This window comes from Corallococcus exercitus, from assembly GCF_042231735.1.
Classification (GTDB): Bacteria; Myxococcota; Myxococcia; order Myxococcales; family Myxococcaceae; genus Corallococcus; species Corallococcus exercitus_B.
Map to the genome: position 1 here is coordinate 8,772,079 of NZ_CP102577.1, position 20,637 is coordinate 8,792,715.

Annotated in this window: 6 protein-coding genes (1 of these 6 only partly in view); 3 read left to right on the forward strand and 3 right to left on the reverse strand. The window is 73.5% G+C overall.

Annotated elements, in window-relative coordinates:
* Together NR792_RS35315 and NR792_RS35320 are read right to left on the reverse strand one after the other, a co-directional pair.
* A protein-coding gene (locus NR792_RS35315; RefSeq protein WP_375757105.1) for a non-ribosomal peptide synthase/polyketide synthase crosses the window boundary here: on the reverse strand, positions 1 to 15,735 show its 5' portion. The gene continues 13,653 nt to the left of window position 1, outside the view; only the first 15,735 of its 29,388 coding nucleotides appear in the window; its start codon is at positions 15,733 to 15,735; its stop codon lies off the left edge, out of view.
* Between the two features lie 103 nt (positions 15,736 to 15,838).
* Positions 15,839 to 16,459 (reverse strand): outer membrane beta-barrel protein, encoded by a 621-nt coding sequence (locus NR792_RS35320; protein WP_375757106.1) that lies wholly within the window; start codon positions 16,457 to 16,459, stop codon positions 15,839 to 15,841.
* 254 nt (positions 16,460 to 16,713) lie between these two features.
* Here NR792_RS35320 and NR792_RS35325 point away from each other — a divergent pair, with 254 nt between their 5' ends.
* Both NR792_RS35325 and NR792_RS35330 read left to right on the forward strand, forming a co-directional pair.
* Positions 16,714 to 18,045 (forward strand): amidohydrolase, encoded by a 1,332-nt coding sequence (locus NR792_RS35325; protein ID WP_375757107.1) that lies wholly within the window; start codon positions 16,714 to 16,716, stop codon positions 18,043 to 18,045.
* A 112-nt stretch (positions 18,046 to 18,157) separates the two neighbouring features.
* Positions 18,158 to 18,643 carry a hypothetical protein gene (locus NR792_RS35330; RefSeq protein ID WP_375757108.1) on the forward strand — a complete coding sequence of 162 codons (486 nt, stop codon included), beginning with the start codon at positions 18,158 to 18,160 and terminating at the stop codon, positions 18,641 to 18,643.
* Positions 18,644 to 18,648: 5 nt separating this feature from the next.
* Here NR792_RS35330 and NR792_RS35335 read toward each other — a convergent pair whose 3' ends face one another.
* The gene (locus tag NR792_RS35335; protein ID WP_207051378.1) at positions 18,649 to 19,107 is read right to left on the reverse strand and encodes a YaiI/YqxD family protein; all 459 of its coding nucleotides are present in this window, start codon (positions 19,105 to 19,107) and stop codon (positions 18,649 to 18,651) included.
* A gap of 346 nt (positions 19,108 to 19,453) precedes the next feature.
* Here NR792_RS35335 and NR792_RS35340 point away from each other — a divergent pair, with 346 nt between their 5' ends.
* Complete coding sequence (locus NR792_RS35340) at positions 19,454 to 20,620, forward strand: NAD(P)/FAD-dependent oxidoreductase (protein WP_375757109.1); 1,167 nt, start codon at positions 19,454 to 19,456, stop codon at positions 20,618 to 20,620.
* Positions 20,621 to 20,637 lie beyond the last annotated feature (17 nt).

Sequence of the window (20,637 nt, forward strand, 5' to 3'; positions counted from 1 at the left end):
GGTGCGCAGCACCTGGTGCCGGCGCACCAGCTCCGTGAAGGCGTCGGCGAGCGCGGCGACGTCCAGCGTGCCCTCCAGGCTCAGCGCGGCGGGCATGTTGTAGAGCGCGCTGCCGGGCTGGTACTGGTCCAGGAACCACAGCCGCTGCTGCGCGAAGGACAGCTCCGCGGACGTGACACCGGCCCGCGCGGTGATGGCGGGCGGACGGGGCCTGCGCTCCGCCTCGGGCACGCGGCCCTCGATGCGGCGGGCGAGCGACTCCACCGTGGGCGCGTCGAACACCTCGCGCAGCCGCACCTCCACGCCCAGCTGCGTGCGCAGGCGCGACGTCACCTGCGTGGCCAGCAGCGAGTGGCCGCCCAGGTCGAAGAAGCTGTCGGTGATGCCGACGTGGGCCAGGCCCAGCACCTGCGCGAAGATGTCCGCGAGCAGCTGCTCCAGCGCGTTGCGCGGCGTGACGAGCGGCGCCACGCCCCGGAGGCTGTCCACGTCCGGCGCGGGCAGCAGGCGCCGCACCAGCTTGCCCGTGGGCATCACCGGCAGCGCGTCCAGCCGCATCAGCGCGGTGGGCAGCATGTACTCCGGCAGGCGGCTCGCGAGGTTGCGGCGCAGCGCCTCCGGCTCCCAGGCCGTGTCCGGCTGGAGCACCACGTAGCCCACCAGCCGTTTGTCGCCGGGCACGTCCTCGCGCACCATCGCCGCCGCCGCGCGCACGCCCGGGGCGTCGCGCAGTGCGGCTTCGACTTCACCCAGCTCGATGCGGAAGCCGCGCACCTTCACCTGACCGTCGAGCCGGCCGAAGAACTCGATGGCGCCGTCCGCGCGCCAGCGGGCCCGGTCTCCCGTGCGGTACAGCCGCGCGCCCGCCTCACCGGAGAGAGGGTCGGGGACGAACTTCTCCGCGGTGAGCTCCGGACGCGCGTGGTAGCCGAGCGCCACCTGTCCGCCGCCGACCATCACCTCGCCGGGCACGCCGATGGGGCAGGGGCGGCCGGTGGGGTCCACGATGTAGAGCCGCGTGGCGGGCACGGGCATGCCCACCGGGGGCAGCCGCTCCCACGTCCGCGGCGGACCGCGCAGGCGGTAGGCGCTGACGACGTGCGCCTCGGAGGGGCCGTACTGGTTCTCCAGGATGCTCTGGGGCAGCCGCTCGAAGAGGGCCACGAGCGCGGGCGTCACCTGCAGCTGCTCGCCGGCCGTGACGACCTCCACCAGCCGCTCCGGCACCGGGGCGCCGTGGGCCACGGCGTCCGCCATGCTCTGGAGTGCGATGAACGGCAGGAACAGCCGCTCCACGCCGTGGCGGGCCATGAACGCGAGCAGCGCGGGCATGTCCTGCCGCGTCTCCGACGTGGGAATCACGACGGAGCTGCCCACGGACCAGGACGTGAACATCTCCTGGTACGAGATGTCGAAGTTGAGGGACGCGAACTGCAACGTGATGGCGTCCACCTTGGGCGAGCGCTGACGCGTCCACGCCACCACCCACGACAGCGTGCGGTGCGCCACCGCGATGCCCTTGGGGCGCCCCGTGCTGCCGGACGTGTAGATGATGTACGCGAGCGAGTCCGGCCACACCGCGCGCGGCGGGGCGTGGGGCGGCAGCCGGTCGAAGGTGGCCTGCTCCGTGTCCACGCACACCACCTGGGCGCCGGTCGCGGGGAGGAGCGAGACGAGCCGCCCCTGCGTGACGACGAGGTTCGCGCCCGCGTCCTCCAGCATGAAGGCGAGGCGTTCCGCGGGGTAGGCCGGGTCCATGGGGACGAAGGCCGCGCCCGCCTTGAGCACGGCCAGCACGCTCACCACCATCTCCAGCGAACGCTCCAGGCACAGCGCGAGCCGGTCTCCCGGACGCACCCCGCGCTCGCGCAGGTGCCACGCGAGCTGGTTGGAGCGGCGGTCCAGCTCCGCGTACGTGAGGGCTTCACCCTCGAAGAGGGCCGCCACGGCGCCGGGCGTGCGGCGGGCCTGGGCCTCGAAGGAGTCGTGCACCAGCGGCTCGGGCGGACCGTCGAACGGCGTGGTGCTCCAGTCCACGAGGATGCGCTGGCGCTCGGCGGCGGTGAGCAGCTCCAGCTGGGACAGGCGGCGCTCCGGGTTCGCGACCGCGTCCTCCAGGAGGACCTGGAGGTGCTCCATCATCCGCTTCGCGGTGGCGGGCTCGAAGAGGTCGCTGCGGTACTCGAAGGCGGTCTGGAGTCCGCGCGGCGTCTCCGTGAACACGAGGGTGAAGTCGAACTTGGACGTGCCGCTGTCCACGTCCACCGGGCGGAAGGTGAGGCCCGGGCCGGTGAGCTCCGGCATCGGCGTGTTGAGCAGCACCAGCGTCACCTGGAAGAAGGGCGTCTGGCCTCCCTGCCGGGACGGTTGCAGGACCTCCACCAGCTTCTCGAAGGGCACGTCCTGGTGCGCGTAGGCGCCCAGCGTCACGGCCTTCACGCGGCGCAGCAGCTCCACGAAGGTCGGGTCGCCGTCCAGCTGCGTGCGCAGCACCAGCGTGTTGACGAAGAAGCCGATGAGCCCTTCGGTCTGCGGTTGGTTGCGGCCGGCGATGGGCGCGCCCACGCTGAGGTCGTCCTGGCCGGTGTAGCGGGACAGGAGCGCCTGGAGGCCCGCGAGCAGTCCCATGAAGAGGGTGCCCTTCTCGCGGCGGCACAGGGCGCGCAGGCCCTGCATCAGCGCGTGCGGGAACACCACCCGGTGCGTGGCGCCGGGGTTGGACGTGTCCGCGGTGCGCGGATGGTCCGTGAGCAGCTCCAGCGCGGGCGGCGCGCCTTCCAGCTGCTTGCGCCAGTACGCGAGCTGCTTGTCCAGCACCGCGCCCTGGAGCCAGTCGCGCTGCCACACGGCGTAGTCGGCGTACTGGATGGGCAGCTCCGGCAGCGTCGCGGGCCGGCCGGCGGTGAAGGCCTCATAGAGCGTGACGACCTCGCGGATGAGCACGCCGATGGACCAGCCGTCGGAGACGATGTGGTGCATCGTCACGAGCAGCAGGTGTTCGGTGTCCGCGAGGCGCAGCAGACGCGTGCGCAGGAGCGGGCCGCGCGACAGGTCGAACGCGGTGCGGGCCTCCTCGCGGGCGCGGAGCAGGGCTTCGGCCTCGCGCTCCGCGGCGGGCCAGTCGCGCAGGTCCTCGACCTCCAGCGTGGCGTTCGCGGACGGGGCGATGACCTGGACGCCATCGCCGTCCTGGACGCGGAAGACGGTGTGCAGGGCTTCGTGGCGCTGCATCACCTCCGCGAAGGCGCGGCCCAGCGCGGACACGTCCAGCGTGCCCTCCAGCCGCATGGCGGAGGGGATGTTGTAGAGCGCGCTGCCCGGCTCGTACTGGTCCAGGAACCACAGCCGCTGCTGCGCGAACGACAGCGGCAGGTTCCCCGTGCGGGGCACGCGCTGGATGACCTGGACGTCAGGCATGGCTGGCGGCGCCACGCGAGGCGGCGTGCGCGTGGGCGCTCCCATCGGGAGCGCGCCTGTCGCGGATCCAGGCCGGGGCACGATGCCTGTTCGCACAGCGGCATCCGGACGTGCCGTGAGGTTCGAGGCCGCCGTGTCCGGCGGGGGCAAGACGCCCGTCCGCGCGGCGGCATCCGGACGTGCCGTGAGGCTCGAGGCCGCGGTGTCCGGCTGGGGCACGGTCCGGGTGCTCAGAGCAGGAGGCTGCACGGGAGCACGCCGTGAGGGCGTGAGGAGCTCCACTTCACCGTCGGCGCGGTAGCGGGCGCGTGCGCCCGTGCCGTAGACGCGTGCGCCCGTTCCTTCAGGAGAGCCGCGCAGGCGCGCCTGGGTCAGCTCCGGCGCCTTCCAGAAGCCGAGTGGCACGGCGTCACCGCCCAGGAACAGCTCACCCACCACGCCCACGGGAGCGCGGCGGCCGGAGGCATCCAGCACGAAGCGCGTTCCGGGCGCGGTCGTCTCGTGCGGCTCCGGCAGCAACGGCGCGGGGGAGACGATCCGCGCGGAGGTCGCGCGCTGGAGCGTCCGGGCGAGGTCCGCCGGCAGGCCTTCCGAGTCGTCCAGCACCAGCGTGCGAACCGGCCCCAGCACGGCGGCGGCGTCCGGCAGCTCCGCGAGCGTCCTCGCGACCGCGACGGAGGCGCGCAGATGGGCCGGCGGGCTCGTGCGCAGGAAGTTCGCGAGCGTCCCGGCGCTGTCGCCTTCGACGGTCGTGGAGACCGGGCGGGGCGGGGCGTGCTCCTGGCTCTGCTGGCGCAGCACGTCCAGGTGCCGCAGGCCTTCCAGCGTGATGTCGGGGGCGATGCCGAAGTCGATGAGGCAGGCCACCTCGTCCACGTCCGCCTGGCGCAGCTGGTCGATGCGCGCGCGGAGCGAATCCGGGGTGCCGAAGAGGCCGCCCGCATCGAGGTAGCGCGACACGCCCTGTTGCAGGAGGGCCTCCATGTCCTGCGGCGTGAGCGAGCGCACGTCGAAGCCCGGGCCCTGACTGGCGACCAGGCCGTTGATCAGCTCCACGGAGCTGCGGAAGTAGCGCGTCAGCGGCTCACGGGCCTGGTGCTTCACGTCCTCGCGGCTGGAGGACACGAAGGTGTGGAGCATGAGCACGACGTGGCCCCGGCCGGGGTGGCCTGCCTTGCGACGGGCCTCGCGGTAGAGGGCGACCTTGCGCTCCAGCTCCACGAAGTCCTGGCCCAGGCCCAGCACGTTGGTCAGCAGGCCCGCGCCCAGCTCGCCCGCCATCCGGAACGTCTCCGGGTTGAACGCGGCGGTGATCCACAGCGGCAGCTCCGCCTGCACGGGGCGGGGGCGGATGGCGATGTCCACCTCCACGCCCGCGCCGTTGGTGCGGCGCACGGTGCCGCCCCTCCACAGCGTGCGCACCTCCTCCACGCCGCGCCGCACGGCCTCCGGGCGCTGGTGGAAGTTCTGGGGAGCGAAGACGAAGTCGTTCGCGTTCCAGCCGGTGGCGAAGGACACGCCCGCGCGGCCGTTGGAGAGGTTGTCGATGACGGACCACTCCTCCGCGACGCGCAGCGGATCATGGAGCGGCAGGACGACGCTGCCCGCGCGCAGGGACACCCGGTCGGTGACCATGGCGAGCGCGGCGCTGGTCGCGGTGGGGCTGGGGTAGGGGCCGCCGAAGTCGTGGAAGTGGCGCTCGGGCGTCCAGATGGCGCTGAAGCCGTGGGTGTCCGCGAACTTCGCGCCGTCGATGAGCAGCTGGTACTTCTTCCGCCCTGACGCCTCCGCGTCGTTGGCGAAGTAGAAGAGGCTGAAGTCCAGCGACCGCTTCGACGCGGCGCCCTCCCGCCGCGCGGACGGCTGGGGCAGGGACCGGGGCGGCAGCACCACCGGAAGCCCTCGGGACAGGGCCCAGAGCAGCTCCAGGTCCGCCAGGTCGGTGATGCCGTCCGACGTGCTCAGCCACGACTCTCCGGGCCGTGCATCCACGCGTGCATCCAGCGCGGCCAGCCGGTGGACGAGGTTGCGGTGGCTCAACATCACGCGGGGGCGTGAGGCCTCCGTCCCTTCACGCGCGAGGCACGCAAGGCCCTCCACCTCCACGCGGGCCGGTACACCCGAAGCCGGGACCCGCGCCGCGTCCGCGCCATCAAGTCGAACGACGGGGCCCGTCACTCCGGGAGGAAGCGCACCGGAGGTGACGAGCACGGGAGGTGCTCCGTCGTTCCCCAGCGACGACAGCTCCCCGAGCCCATCGCGCGACACCAGCGCATACGCGCCTCCGGCCGCGAGCACACCCCACAGCGCGACGGCGCGCTCAGGGGAGGGCTCCACGCACACGGCGACCGGGACCCCCGGCCCCACGCCATGCGCCTTCAGCTGTCCCGCGAGGGCCAGTGCCCTCTCCCGCAGACTCCGCCACGTCAGGACCGCTCCGTCCTGGCGCACTGCCACCGCGTCCGGCGTCTGCTTCGCGCGGGCCTCCAGCAGCGCGGGCACCGACGCGGCGTCCGCCACACGGGGCTCCGGGCGTCGGGCTCGCGCGGGCATCACGTCCAGCGACAGGCGTGACAGCGGCTTCTGGGGCGACGCGACGGCGTCGGAGAGCAGCGCTTCCAGTTGCGACAGCAGCCGCACGATGGTGTCCGCGTCGAACAGGTCGACGGCGTACTCCAGCGTCCCGGAGAAGCCCTGCGCGTCCTCGCGCATCAGCAGCGTGAGGTCCGCCAGCGACGTGCCGTACTGCGCGGGCAACCCCGTGACGTCGAAGTAGCCCAGCCGCAGACCGGGGAAGTCCTCGATGGGCGCCGACACCTCCTGCGCGTGCAGGAGGAAGATGGCGTCGAACAGCCGGCCCAGTGACGCTTCCTCGCCGGGCTCCAGCTCTCCCAGCAGCTGCTCGTAGGGCACGTCCGGGTTCGCGAACGCCGCGAGCGTCGTGTCCCGCACGCGCAGGGCCAGCGTGCGGAAGTCCGGGTCTCCGTCCACGTTCGTGCGCAGCGCCAGCGCGTGCGCCACGTAGCCGATCTGCGGCTCCAGCTCCGGGCGCGTCCGGTTGCCGATGGACGTGCCCACGACGATGTCCTCCTGTCCCGAGCACCGGGCCAGGAGCGCCGTGAAGCCGGCGAGCAGCGTCATGTACGCGGTGAGCCCTTCGCGCTGGCCGAACGCGTTCAGCGCGACGCCCAGCTCCGGCGGGAAGGCGAACGAGTGCCGTGCGCCCCGCCGCTTCGCTCCCGGGATGCGAGGCCGGTCCAGCGGCAGGGACAGCGGCCCCGGACGTCCGGCCAGCTTCATCCGCCAGTACGCCTGCTGATCCGCGAGCGTGCCGTCGGCCAGCGCCTGCCGCTGCCACAATGCGAAGTCAATGTACTGGATGGACAGCTCCGGCAGCGGCACGGGCACGCCGTGCACGAAGCCGGTGTAGAGCGCCACGGCCTCACGGATGAGGTTCACCAGCGACAGCGTGTCCGCGACGATGTGGTGGATGGTCACGAGCAGCACGTGCTCCGTGTCCGCCAGCCGCAGCAGGCGCACGCGCACGAGCGGACCCCGGTCCAGCGCGAACGGCGCCGCGGGCTCGATGCGCGCGAGCCGCAGGGTCTCCGCCTCGCGATCCCCGGCGAAGCCGCGCAGGTCCACCACCGGCAGCGAGACGCGTACCTCCGGCAGGAGACGCGGCACGCCCCGGCCGCCCTCCTGGACGAAGACCGTGCGCAGCGACTCGTGGCGGCGGATGACCTCGTTGACGCCGCGCTCCAGCAGGTCCGGCCGCAGCGCTCCGGAGATGCGGACCGCCAGCGGCTCGTTGAACAGCGAGCTGCCCGGCTCCCGCGCCTCCATCTCCCAGACGCGCTCCTGCACGTACGACAGGGGCAGCTCGCCCGTGCGGGGCCAGGGCTGGATGGCCGTCCCCGGGCCTTGCGCCTCCTCCGTGACGGAGCGTCCCTCCGCCAGGAGCCGGGCCTCGATGCGCTCCGCGAGGCCCGCGATGGTGGGGGCCTCGAACAGGTCGCTCAGCGGCACCTGCGTGCGGAACGTCTCGCGAAGCCGCGTGAGCAGCTGCGCGGCCATCAGCGAGTTGCCGCCCAGGTCGAGGAAGTTGTCGTCCAGGCCGATGTCCGTGAGGCCCAGCCGCTCGCGCCACAGCTCCGTCAGCTTCAGCTCGATGTCACTGAGGTTGGACGGCGCGGACACAGCCACGGGCACCGGGGGCACCACGGGCGCCGGTGCCACCACGGGCGCCACCGCCACGTCCGGCGCCTCCGGCAGGGGCAGCGCGGGCCGGACGTCCACGTGGACCCGCTCGGCCTCGAACGGGTAGCCCGGCAGCGACACGCGTCGGCGCGGACCATGGGCGTGCAGCACGTCCCAGTCCACCTTCGTGCCCATCCGCCACAGCGCGCCCACGGACTCCAGCAGCGTCTGGAGGTCGGACGTGGACGTGCCCGAGCGGCGCAGCGACGGCACGGCCACGGTGTCCTGCACCGCGCGCAGCTTCAGCTTCGCGAGCGCCGTGAGGCCCTGATCAGGCCCGGCCTCGATGAGCAGCCCGTGACCCGAGTGCAGCAGCGTGTCCAGGCCCGAGGCGAAGCGCACCGGCTCGCGCATCTGCCGTGCCCAGTAGCGCGGCGACGTGGCCTCCTCCGGGAGGATCCACGTCCCGGAGAGGCTGGACACGTGCGGCAGGGCAGGGGCCTTCAGCGCGATGGCCGACACGGCCCGCTCCAGCTCGGGCATCAGCGGCTCCACCGCGCGCGAGTGGAACGCATGCGACGCGGCCAGGCGCACCACGCCCACCTTCCGGCCCGCGAGCGTCCGCTCCAGCGCGGCCAGCGGCTCCAGCGGTCCGGACACCGTGCACCGGTCCACGCCGTTGTGCGCGGCCACCTCCAGCGAGGAGGGCAGCAGCGAGGCCACGTCCTCCGGGGACAGGCCCACCGCGAGCATTCCGCCCGGAGGCATCCGCGTCATCAGCTCGCCGCGAACCACCGCGAGCCGGAGCGCGTCCTCCAGCGACATCACCCCCGCGAGGTGCGCCGCCGCGTACTCGCCGAAGCTGTGTCCCAGCAGCGCGCCGGGCTTGAACCCCAGCGCCATCCACCACCGCGCCAGCGCCACCTCCACGGCCAGCAGCGCGGGCAGGGCGTAGCGGGGCTCGGAGAGGGCCGCCTCCGCGCGGGCCTCCTCACCGGCGGCGGGGAACAGCACGGCCCGCAGGTCCTGCGTCAGTCCCACGGAGGGGAGCAGCGCGAGGCAGGACTCCAGCGCCTCGCGGAAGCGCGGCTCCGCGTCGAACAGCTCGCGAGCCATGCCCACGGCCTGGGCTCCCTGGCCCGGGAAGAGGAAGGCCACGCGGTGCGCGGGTGGGGCGTCCACGTCGCGCACGGTGGACGTCGTGCCCGGCTTGCGCAGGGCCTCTACGAGTCCGGTGACGTCCTCCGCCACGACCGTGCGGCGCACCTCGAAGCCCTTGCGGCCCGCGTTGCGCGTGAAGGCCACGTCCGCCAGGTCCACGTTCGCGCGGACCTCCAGGTGGTCGGCCAGCTCCCGCGCCACCGTCTCCAGCGCGCCGGGCGTGCGGGCGGACAGCGTGACGAGCTGCCGCGAACGGCGGGGGCCGGGAGCAGGCCGCGGCGAAGGCGCCTCCTCCAGCACGACGTGCGCGTTGGTGCCCCCGATGCCGAACGAGCTGACGGCCGCGCGGCGGGGCCGTCCGTCGCGCTCCCATGGCCGCAGGGCGGTGTTCACGAAGAAGGGACTGCGCGCGAAGTCGATCTCCGGGTTGGGCTGCTGGAAGTGGAGGCTGGGCGGCAGCTCGCCGTGGTGCAGCGCGAGCACGGCCTTGATGAGGCCGGCGATGCCCGCCGCCGTGTCCAGGTGCCCGATGTTCGTCTTCACCGAACCCAGCGCGCAGTACCCCGTGCGCTGCGTGTGCGCGCGGTAGGCGCGCGTGAGGGCGGCCACTTCGATGGGGTCTCCCAGCGCGGTCCCCGTGCCGTGCGCCTCCACGTACTCCACGCTGTCCGCGTCCACGCCCGCCGCCGCGAGCGCCCGCGCGATGACCTCGCTCTGCCCCTGGATGCTGGGCGCGGTGTAGCTGACCTTCGACGCCGCGTCGTTGTTGAGCGCGGAGCCCTTGATGACGGCGTACACGCGGTCCCCGTCGCGCACTGCGTCGGACAGGCGCTTGAGCACGACAACGCCCAGGCCGCTGCCCAGCACGGTGCCTCGCGCCTTCGCGTCGAACGCGCGGCAGTGGCCGTCCGGGGAGAGGATCATCCCCTCCTGGAAGAGGTAGCCCGTGCGCTGCGGCAGCGACACCTTCACCGCGCCCGCCAGCGCCAGGTCCGACTGCCCGGTGCGCAGGGACTGGCAGGCCAGGTGCACCGTGACGAGCCCGGTGGAGCAGGCCGTGTAGACGTTGAGGCTCTCGCCGCCGAGCTTCAGCTTGTAGGCCGTCTTGGTGGCCACGTTCTCGCCGCTGGTCGTGCCCAGCGCCTCGAACAGCGAGGCCGGGTCCTTGCGCGTCTGACCCAGCAGCGACAGCAGGTGCACGCTGGAGCTGCCCGCGCCCGCGTACAGCGAGACGGGCGCGGCGATGCGCTCCGCGTCGTAGCCCGCGTCCTCCAGGGCGTTCCACGCGCACTGGAGGAACAGGCGCTGCTGCGGATCCATCCACTGCGCCTCGCGCGGGGACAGGCCGAAGAAGGCCGCGTCGAACGTGTCCGCGTCCTCCAGCACGCCGCCCGCGGGGACGAAGTCGGGGTGGCTCCTCAGCGCGTCCGGGAACAGCGGCGACGGCTCCAGCTCCTCGTGCGAGAAGCGGGTGATGGACTCCACGCCGTCGCGCAGGTTGCGCCAGAAGGCGTGCACGTCCGGAGCGCCTGGGAAGCGCCCCGCCATTCCGATGATGGCGATGTCGCCGGAGTTACCTCCAGGGCCCTCACGCGGGGCCTGCGGCGGGGACGTGGGACCGGGGGGCGGAGGCACGTCGCGCTCCAGCCTCGCGGCGAGCTTCGCGACGGTGGGGTGCTCGAAGAGGTGGGTGACGGGGACGTCGCGGCCCAGGGCCTCGCGCAGCTGCGTGCTGGCCTTCACGACCAGGAGCGAGCCTCCGCCCAGGTCCTCGAAGAAGTGCGCGTGCAGGCCCACGCGCGGCACGTCGAGCACGCGCGCCCAGACCTCGGCGATGCGCTGCTCCAGCGCTGAGACGGGCGCGGCGAAGGGAGCGTCCGGCGCGGGCTTCGGGGCGCTGGGGGCGGGCAGGGCGTTGCGGTCCAGCTTGCCGCCCGGGGTGAGCGGCAGCGCGTCCAGCCGCACGTAGGCGGACGGCACGAAGGCGTCTGGCAGCCGCTCCTTGAGGAAGCGGCGCACGGCGGTGACGTCCAGGGACTCGTCCGCGACGAGCCACGCCGTCAGCCGCGTCTCGCCCGCGTGCTCGCGCGGGAGCACCACCGCCTGCCGCACGCCGGGGACCCGCGCGAGCGTGGCTTCCACCTCGCCCAGCTCGATGCGGATGCCGTTCACCTTCACTTGCGCGTCGCGGCGGCCCAGGTACTCCAGCCGTCCGTCGGACAGCGTGCGCACGCGGTCGCCCGTGCGGTACAGGCGGGCGCCGGGCTCGGTGGAGAACGGATCCGGCACGAAGCGCTCGGCGGTGAGCGCGGGCCGCTCCAGATAGCCGCGCGCCACGCCGGGGCCGCCGACGTACAGCTCGCCGGGCACGCCCACGGGTACGGGCTCTCCGCGCGCGTCCAGCACCGCCACGCGCGCGCCCGGGATGGCGCGGCCGATGGACGGACGCTCGGGCGTCACGTCCAGGTCGATGGTGGCGCAGACGGTGGCTTCGGTGGGGCCGTAGGCATTGAGGAAGCGCCGGCCCGGCTTCCAGCGCGACGCGAGCTCCGGCGTGCACGCCTCGCCCACGGAGGCCACGGCCTCCAGCAGGGGCAGCGCCGACGGGTCCAGCGGCGCCAGCGACGTGGGTGTGGCGGTGAGGGCGGTGATGCGCTCGGAGGCGAGCACCGACTGCAACGGCGGTCCCGGCAGCAGGGACTCCGTGGGCGCGAGCACCAGCGTCGCGCCGGACAGGAGCGTGGAGAAGACCTCGCTCACCGACGCATCGAAGCCGATGGACGCCATCTGCAACAGGCGGTTTCCGGGGCGCAGGCCCAGCGCGTCGCGAGTCGCGAGCGCCGTGTTGCACAGGCCGTGGTGCGCCAGCAGCGCTCCCTTGGGCGTGCCGGTGGAGCCGGAGGTGAAGATGACGTAGGCGAGGTTCGCGGGCGTGACGGCCGGCGCGGGGGACAGCGGCAGCTCCGGCCGTGCCTCCAGCGCCGCGCGGTCCGCGTCCAGGAGGACCAGCAGCTCCCCCTGCGGCGCCAGCCGGTCCGCCAGCGACTCATCGCTCAGGAGGATGGACGCCCGGGCCTCGCGCAGCATCGCTTCGAGCCGCGCGGGAGGCTGGGCCGGATCCAGCGGCAGGAACGCGCCGCCCGCCTTGAGCACTCCGAGCAGCGCCACCACGAGGTCCGGGGTGCGCTCCAGGTGCACGCCCACCACTGCCTCAGGACGCACTCCCGACGCGACGAGGTGCCTTGCGAGCTGGTTCGCGCGCGCCTCCAGCCGCGCGTACGTCAGCGTCGTGGTTCCGAGCGCGACGGCGATGGCGTCCGGCGTGGCGCGGGCCTGCGCTTCAAAGAGACGATGCGCGAGATCCGGAGCCACGGCGGGCCCGGTGGGACGCCACGCCTCCAGCACCTGGCCCTGGGCCTCCTGGGTCCACAGGGGCAGCGCGGAGATGGACCGCTCCGGGTGCGCCGCCGCGCCGTCCAGCAGCGCCTCCAGGTGCCCGAGCATCCGCGCGATGGTGTCCGCGTCGAAGAGGTCGGTGGCGTACTCGCACAGCAGCTCCAGGCCTTCGCCGGAGTCGGTGACGGAGAGCGTGAGGTCGAGCTTGGTGGCGCCCGTGTCGCCGAGCGTGCTCGTCAGCGTGAGGCCGGGCAGGCGCACCGGTCCGGACGCGGCGTCCTGGAGGACCAGCTTCACCTGGAAGAGGGGCGCGTGCGCGAGGCTGCGCTCCGGGTTGAGGCCCCGCACCATCGCGTCGAAGGGCAGGTCCTGGTGCGCCCACGCCTCCAGCGCCGCGCGGTGGTCGCGGCGCAGCAGCTCGCGGAAGGACGGCTCCCCGGTGAGGTCGCCGCGCAGCGGGAGCTGGTTGACGAACAGGCCCACGATGCCGGCCGTCTCCGGCCGCGAGCGGTGCGCGGTGTCCACGCCCACCACCAGGTCCTCCTGGCCGGTGTAGCGGTGCAGCAGCACCTGGAAGCCCGCGAGCAGCGCCACGAAGGGCGTGGTGCCTTCGCGCGAAGCCAGGGTCTTCACCCGCTCCCACGCGGCCTGCGTCAGGCGGTGGACGCACTGGGCGCCGCGGTAGGACTGCACGCGGGGCCGGCGGCGGTCGCCGGAGAGGTCGAGCACGGGAGGCGCACCGGCCAGGTGCTGGCGCCACCACCCGAGGAGGTCCTCGTGCCGCTCGCCGCGCAGCCAGTCGCGCTGCCATGTCGCGTGGTCGGCGTACTGCAAGTGCAGCTCGGGCAGGGCAGGGGCACGGCCGGTGGAGAACGCCGCGTAGGCCTCCGACAGCTCCCGCACGAGGACGCGCATGGACCAGCCATCCGCGACCAGGTGGTGCACGGTGAGCAGCAGCCAGTGCCGCGCGGGCTCGAGCCTCAGCAGCGTCACCCGGAGCAGCGGACCCCGGGCGAGGTCGAAGGGCCGCCGTGCCTCTTCGCGAGCCAGCTCCCGCGCCGAGGCCTCGCGTGTATCGCCGGGCGTGGACGTGAGGTCCACGACGGACAGGGGCAGCGCCAGGTCCGGGAGGATGCGCTGGCCCGGCTCGCCGCGCGTCTCCACGAACACGGTGCGCAGGGACTCATGGCGGCGCACGAGGAACTGGAGGCTCCGCTCCAGCGCGGAGACGTCCAGTGTCCCGTCCAGCCGCGACACGACGGGGACGTTGTAGAAGGCGCTGCCCGGCTCCAAGCGGTCCAGGAACCAAAGCCGTTCCTGCGCGAAGGAGAGAGGCATGGACTCCGCGCGAGGCACGCGCACAACCTCCGGACGCGGCACCGCGCGCACGGCCGTCGCGTCACGCACCAGCTCCGCCACGCTCGCGCCGCGCAGCAATGACTCCATCGGCACGGGCACGCCCAGCGCCTGTTCCAGCGCATGCGCCAGCTCCACCGCCGCCAGCGAATCCAGCCCGTAGTGGGTGAGGGGAGTACGGACATCCAGGTCCTCCACCCGCGCACCCAGGCGCGCCGCCACCCGAGCGAGCACGCGGGTCTCCAGCGTCGAAGGCGCACCCTGCGCGTCCGGACCAACCGTCGCGGTTGCGTTCCCCGCGTGCTGCTCGCGGGACTCCCGCACTGAATGCGCGCCGTGCGCGTGCGTGTCGGTCAACCCGGTCGCTCGCCGCGTGTTCGGTTCGCCCGACTCCAGCTCCGAAGGCGCCTTGCGCGCATCCGCTCCAGTCGTCGCGCCTGCGTGCGGCTCGCGGGACTCCGGCTCCGGATGCGCGCCATGCGCATCCAGCTCGGCCAATCCAACCGCCCGCCATGCGTGCAGCTCGCGCAGCCCTCCGGCGAGGAACGCCTCCCGCGTGGTCCGCCGCTGCACCTTGCCGCTGGACGTCTTCGGCAGGCTCCCGGGCTCGATGAGCACCACCGCGTGGGGCCTCACCTCATGCCTCGTCGCCAGCGCTCCACGGATGGCGCCCAGCACCGGGGCCGCGTCGCCGTCCCACTTGCGCGGATCCACCTCCTGCACCACGACGAGGTGCTCCTCGCCGTCCACCTCAACGCTGAAGGCCACGCCGCACCCCGGCCTGAGCGCGGGGTGGCTCTCCTCCACCACCGCCTCCAGGTCCTGCGGGTACAGGTTCCGTCCCCGCAGGATGATCAGGTCCTTCGCGCGCCCCGTGACGTACAGCTCCCCCGCGTCCAGGAAGCCCAGGTCCCCGGTCCGCAGGTACGGCCCGTCTCCCTGCTCCGTCCTCGCCTGGAACACCCGCGCGGACTCCTCCTCGCGCCGCCAGTAGCCCCGCGCCACGCTGGGCCCCTTCACCCAGACCTCACCCACCTCGCCCGGCGGGAGCACGCGGCCGGTGTCCGGCTGCACGATGCACAGGCCTTGATCCGGCAGCGTCGCGCCGCAGCCCACCAACGTCCGGGCCGTGCGCTCCGGAGCCCGGGCCGAGCCCGCCTCCAACAGGGACGCGTCCACGTCGCGCAGGACGGGCGCGGCCTCCTTCGCGCCGCCGGAGACGATGAGCGTCCCTTCCGCCAGGCCGTAGCAGGGATAGAACGCCTCGCGCCGGAAGCCGTACGGGCCGAACGCCTCCGTGAAGCGCGCCAGCGTGTCCGGACGGATGGGCTCCGCGCCGCAGAACGCCACCTCCCAGCGGCTCAGGTCCAGCCCCTCGCGTTCCGCGGGCGGGATGCGCCGCACGCACAAATCAAACGCGAAGTTGGGTCCGCCGCTGATGGTGCCGCCGAAGCGGGTCAGCGCCTCCAGCCACGCGCGGGGCCGCTTGAGGAACGACAGCGGCGACATCAGCGCCGTGTGGAAGCCCTGCGCCAGCGGCACCAGCACGCCGCCAATCAGCCCCATGTCGTGGTACGGCGGCAGCCAGATGACGCCCACGCTGTCATCGCGCGTCTGGAAGGCGCGGCGGATGGCCGTGAGGTTGTGCAGCAGGTTGCCGTGGCTGAGCATCACGCCCCGGGGCGTGCCGGTGCTGCCGGACGTGTACTGGAGGAAGGCCAGCGTGTCCGCCGTCACGTCCGGCCGCTTCCACGCCGCCGCGTCGCTCGCGTCCAGCGCGTCCGTCGCCACCCACTTGAGCGCGCGCAGCTCCGGCGCGTCCGTGAAGAGGAACTCCGCCATCGACAGGATGACGGACGTGGTGAGCACCACCGTGGCGCCGGAGTCCGCGATGAGCGCGCGCAGGCGGGGCAGGGTGCGCTCCAGCCGGGACGGATCCGGCGGATACGCCGGCACCGCCACCAGGCCCGAGCACACGCAGCCGAAGAACCCGGAGAGGTAGTCCACGCCGGGCGGGTAGAGCAGGACCGCGCGCTCGCCTTCGGCCGCGAGCGACTGGAGCGCGGCGGCGATGCGGTGCGCCCGCGACGCCAGCTCCGCGCGGGTGAGCGTCACCTCCGCGTCGTCCTCCAGGAAGGTGTAGAGGCGCGGATCCGGATGACGGCGGCTGCGCTCGTCGAGGAGATCAATCAGGGTGACGGTCATGGGAGCGGGGGGCGCGGGGGTGCCGGGGGAGGCCCCCGCGCCTGGACGGAGGATACCTCAGGACCTCCGGACCTCCTCGGATCCGCCCCGTTGCCGGCGGACCTCAGTAGCTGCCCCCGATCATCAGCACGCCTGAGTAGCGGCCTTCCCCGGCGCCCACATCCTGGACGGGCGAGAAGTCCTGCCCGAAGAGGAAGCTGTAGCTGCCGCGCACCTCGGCCGTGAGGTGGGGGTTGAGCTGGAAGCGCACCCCCGCTCCAACGGGCGCGTAGCCCCCTGTATCGTCGATGAACTCGAAGAACATCCCCGAGCGCACCGAGTACTGCTCGACCCCGATGCCCCCCAGCACATAGGGCTGGAGCCGCGTGGAGGTGAAGCCCAGCGTGAGGGCCGCCTGCCCTCCGTTGCGCACGATGTCCGGGTTGCCGAAGGACGCCGAGTTCCCCGTGATGGACAGGTTGCTGGTGCCGCCGCTGTAGCCCAGCTCCACGCCCAGGTAGTCATTGGGGCGGTAGCCCACGACGACGCCATACGACGGCCCCGGATCCAGGTTGGGCGCGAGCTTGCCCGTGTAGCCCTCCACGCCCAGTCCCAGGAGGAAGTAGGGCCCCTTCCACTCCACCCGTCCCATCCGCGTGGGCGCATCCGGGGGGGGATCCTGGGCCCTCGCGGCGCCACCCGTCAGTCCCACCAGGCAGAGCCCCAGTGCGATGCCTCGCCTCATGATCGCTCCCTCCATGTGTCGCGTGCGCAGCCAGAAGGTGGTCCGCGGGGGAGGGGCGGACAACGAACGGACAGGCGGTGCCCCGGAGGCCCACGGCGCCCCGGAGGGCAGGGCGTGCGACGCGCGAAACCAGGCCCCCGCCCGCCTCCCTGCCCACCTCGCTTGTGCAGCCCGGCACGCGGCTTCCACCTTGAGTCGGACCCGCACGCCCTCGACGCTTCCACTCTCGCGTCGGGGCCCTGGAGCACACCGCCATGAACGACGCCGCCCCCCAGCCCGTCCCGGGCACGTCCGCCCCTTCCGGCCTCAAGGCCCGCGCCCGGCGCGTCCTCCAACACCTGGACGCGGTGCTGCCGAACGTGGACGCGCTCTACGGGGACCTGCACGAACACCCGGAGCTGTCCGGCCACGAAGCGCGCACGGCCGAGGAGGTGGCGTGGCGCCTGGAGGCGGAGGGCTACGAGGTGACCCGGGACGTGGGCGGCCACGGCGTGGTGGGCCTCTTGCGCAACGGGGACGGGCCCACGGTGCTCCTGCGCGGGGACATGGACGCGCTGCCCGTGGAGGAGAAGACGGGGCTGCCGTACGCGAGCCGTGAGCGCACGGAGGACGGCGAGCCGGTGATGCACGCGTGCGGCCACGACGTCCACACCGCGTGCCTCGTGGGCGCGGCGGCGGTGCTGGCGCGCTCGCGCGACGCGTGGCGCGGCACGGTGATGGTGGTGGGGCAGCCGGCGGAGGAGACGCTCCAGGGCGCGAAGGCGATGCTGGACGCGGGGCTCTACGCGCGCTTCGGCACGCCGGACGCCGTGCTGGGCCAGCACACCGCGCCGCTGCCGGTGGGCACGTTCATGCACCGCGAGGGCGTGACGATGATGGGCTCCGCGCACGTGCGCCTGCGCCTCTTCGGCCGGGGCGCGCACGGGGCGCAGCCGGAGCTGTCCGTGGACCCCGTGGTGCTGGGGGCCAGCGTGGTGATGCGCCTGCAGACCATCGTGTCGCGCGCGCTGTCGCCGCTGGAGGCCGCGGTGGTGACGGTGGGCCAGTTCCAGGCGGGCTCGCGCGCCAACGTGATTCCGGACGAAGCCCTGCTGGAGCTGACGGTGCGAACGGAGGACGACGCGGTGCAGGCCCGCGTGCTCGCCGCCATCGAGCGCATCGCGAAGGGCGAGGCCGCGGCGTCGGGCGCGCCGAAGCCTCCCCAGGTGGAGGTGCTGAACCGCGGGCCGGTGAACCGCAACGACCCGGAGCTCCTGCGCCGCGTCCGGGACGCGCACGCGGAGTGGTTCGGACACGACGCGCTGGTGCCGGGCGTGCTCGTCACCGCGAGCGAGGACTTCCCCTTCTTCGGCCAGGGGCCGGAGCACCCGGTGCCCACCGCGTACTGGTTCATGGGCATCACGCCGCCCAGGGTCTGGGAGGAGGCGCCGGGCACGACGCCCCAGGAGAAGGTGGCGAACCTGCCGGGCCCACACTCCGGCCTCTATGCGCCGGACCGCGCGGGCTCGCTTCGCAGCGGGTGCGAGTCACTCACCGTGGCGGCGCTGGCCTGCCTGCACGGGAGCGATGCCCCCGTGGACCATTGAAGAGGCCCCGGCCTGGAGCGGGGCCGCCTGCCCGGTGGGTCCCCCGTCGCTTGCCCCCGACGCAAGTGCCTCCACCTTGAGTGGCGGACGACACTTCTGGAGGACCCCCCCGATGAAGCTTCCGCTCATGGCCTCGCTGACCGCGCTCCTTCTGGGAGGCTGCGCCACGCAGACGGCCGCGGTTCAGCAGGAACCCCCGTCCGAGGCATTCGCCAGCGATGAGATGTCCTGGGACGCGCAGGAGTCCCCGCGCACGCAGGAGATGCTCCGCAGCCACGGCATGAACTTCTCCGGCGACGCGGGCGCCGAGGCCCAGGCCTCCGCGGAGGCCACCGGCGGCACGGGCATCGAGCAGTCCTCGAAGCCGGAGGACTTCGAATGCGTGGACGTGGACACGCTGGGGACGGGCGGCTCGGGCAGCATTGATCAGCGCACCGTGGACCCGCTGGCCCCGGCTCACTCCCGCTCCCAGGCCGAGGGGGCCCGGCTGGACATCACCCCGGAGGCGTGGCACCGCAACAAGGGCATGGGGACGAGCCCCGTGTCACCTTCCACGGGCACGCCGCCGGAAGAGGGCAGCGGCGGCGCCGGCCAGTAGGCGCTTCAGCCCTGCTGCTTCACCAGCCGGGTCAGCTCCCGGTCCAGCGTGGCGGCGAACTGCTGGCGGTCCTGCTGCGAGAAGCCGCTGGGACCGCCGGTGGTGACGCCGCTGTCGCGCAGCTCCTGCATGAAGTTCCGCACCGACAGCCGCTCGTCGATGTTCTCCGGCGTGAAGAGCTCCCCGCGCGGATCCATCACCACGACGCCCTTGGGCACGAGCAGCGCGGCCAGCGGGATGTCCTGCGTGACGGCCAGGTCGCCCTTCTCCGCGGAGGTGGCGATGTGCCGGTCCGCCACGTCCAGCCCCGCGCCCACCTGCACCGTGGACACGTACGCCAGCCGGGGCAGCGCCAGGGGCTTGTTCGCCACGAAGACGATGGGGACCTTCACGCGCTGCACGGCGCGCAGGAGGATGTCCCGCACGGGCCCTGGACACGCATCGGCATCGACCCAGATTTTCATGGCGGCCATCCTCGCTGATTCCTCCGCCGGGGTCAGGCGTGCTGACACGTCACCGCCCGGGCTGACACGTCAGGGGGCGGGCGCTGACGTGTCCGGCGCCCGCGGCCCCTTCGCGTAACCCCGGACACGGCTTCGTCCTGGGGACACGAGCCCCCTGGTCCGCCGGGTGCAATGCGGCCGGGGCATGCCCATGGGCACGACCCGCGACATCCCTCCTGGCATCGCCCACGCCCCGGTGCTTCCCGTGGAAGTTCCTGGGCGCCCTCACGCGGCAGGACGGCGCCGGCCCCAGGTCCTGGAGTCCGAGCGGTTCAAGGTCTGGCTCCTGGGGCAGGCGGGCTGAAGCGTGGACGGCAACCGGTATGACGTCGCCGTGCTGGGCGGCGGTCCCGCGGGCACGGCGCTGGCGTTGGCGCTGCGCCGGAGCGCGGGCCTGCGCGTCGCCCTGTTCGAGCGCTCCACCTACGACCCCGCGCACCTGGGCGAGACGCTGCCCCCGGACAGCCGGCGCCTGCTGTCGCAGCTGGGCGTCTGGGAGGCCTTCGCGCGCCAGGGCCACGTGCGCTCCATGGGCTCCTGCTCGCGCTGGGGCAACTCCTCGCTGGGCTACAACGATCACCTGCGCTCGCCGTGGGGCACGGGCTGGCACCTGGACCGTGCGCGGTTCGACCGGATGCTCGCGGACGAGGCCGCGCGCCACGGCGTGGACGTGCGCACCGGCACGGCGGTGACGGCCTGGAAGCCCCTGGAAGGCGGCGGACACCGGCTCCGCCTCCCGGTGGAGGGGGACGCGCCCCTCGCCTTCGTGGACGCGCGCTTCGTGGTGGATGCCACGGGCCGGAGCGCCGCCTTCGCCACGTCGCAGGGAGCCCAGCGTCACGTGGTGGATCGGACCTTTGGTTTGTGCGGCACGTTCGCGCTCCAGCCCGGCCGCGCCGTGGACGCGCTCGCGCTGGTGGAGGCGAGCGTGGATGGTTGGTGGTACTCCGCGCGGATGCCCGGCGACCAGGTCGTCTTCGGGTTGATGGGGGACCGGGACTCGCTCCAGGGGCTGACGGCGAAGGAGCCCCAGGCGTGGCGTGCGCGGATGGAGCGCGCGCCCGAGACGCGCCGCCGGCTGGAGGCGTGTGACTTCACCAGGGCGGCCCTGCGCGCGGTGCCCGCGAACGTCGCCTGCCTGGACCGGCTGTACGGCGAGGACTGGCTCGCGGTGGGGGACGCGGCGTGCACGTTCGATCCGCTGTCCGCGCAGGGCACGTCCCAGGCCCTGCGCTCCGCGCAGCAGACGGCGGACGCGGTGAGCCGCTCCCTGCGCGGTGACTCCAGCGCGCTGCGGCTGCACGAGGTGCGGGTGCGGCACCAGTTCCAGGAGCACCTGCGCATCCGCGAGGGCTACTACCGCCTGGAGCGCCGCTGGTCCGGAGCGCCCTACTGGCGCAACCGCCAGCAATCCCCCGCGCCGCTTCCTTTCGCCGGTGCCCCGAACCCTCCCTCCCTGGGGAAGAACGCATGACGTCCGGACGCCATCGG

Bases quoted from the DNA above. Each gene is read 5' to 3' on its own strand.
- NR792_RS35320 (WP_375757106.1), bottom strand. From the start codon at position 16,459: ATGAGGCGAGGCATCGCACTGGGGCTCTGCCTGGTGGGACTGACGGGT.
- NR792_RS35325 (WP_375757107.1), top strand. From the start codon at position 16,714: ATGAACGACGCCGCCCCCCAGCCCGTCCCGGGCACGTCCGCCCCTTCC.
- NR792_RS35330 (WP_375757108.1), top strand. From the start codon at position 18,158: ATGAAGCTTCCGCTCATGGCCTCGCTGACCGCGCTCCTTCTGGGAGGC.
- NR792_RS35335 (WP_207051378.1), bottom strand. From the start codon at position 19,107: ATGAAAATCTGGGTCGATGCCGATGCGTGTCCAGGGCCCGTGCGGGAC.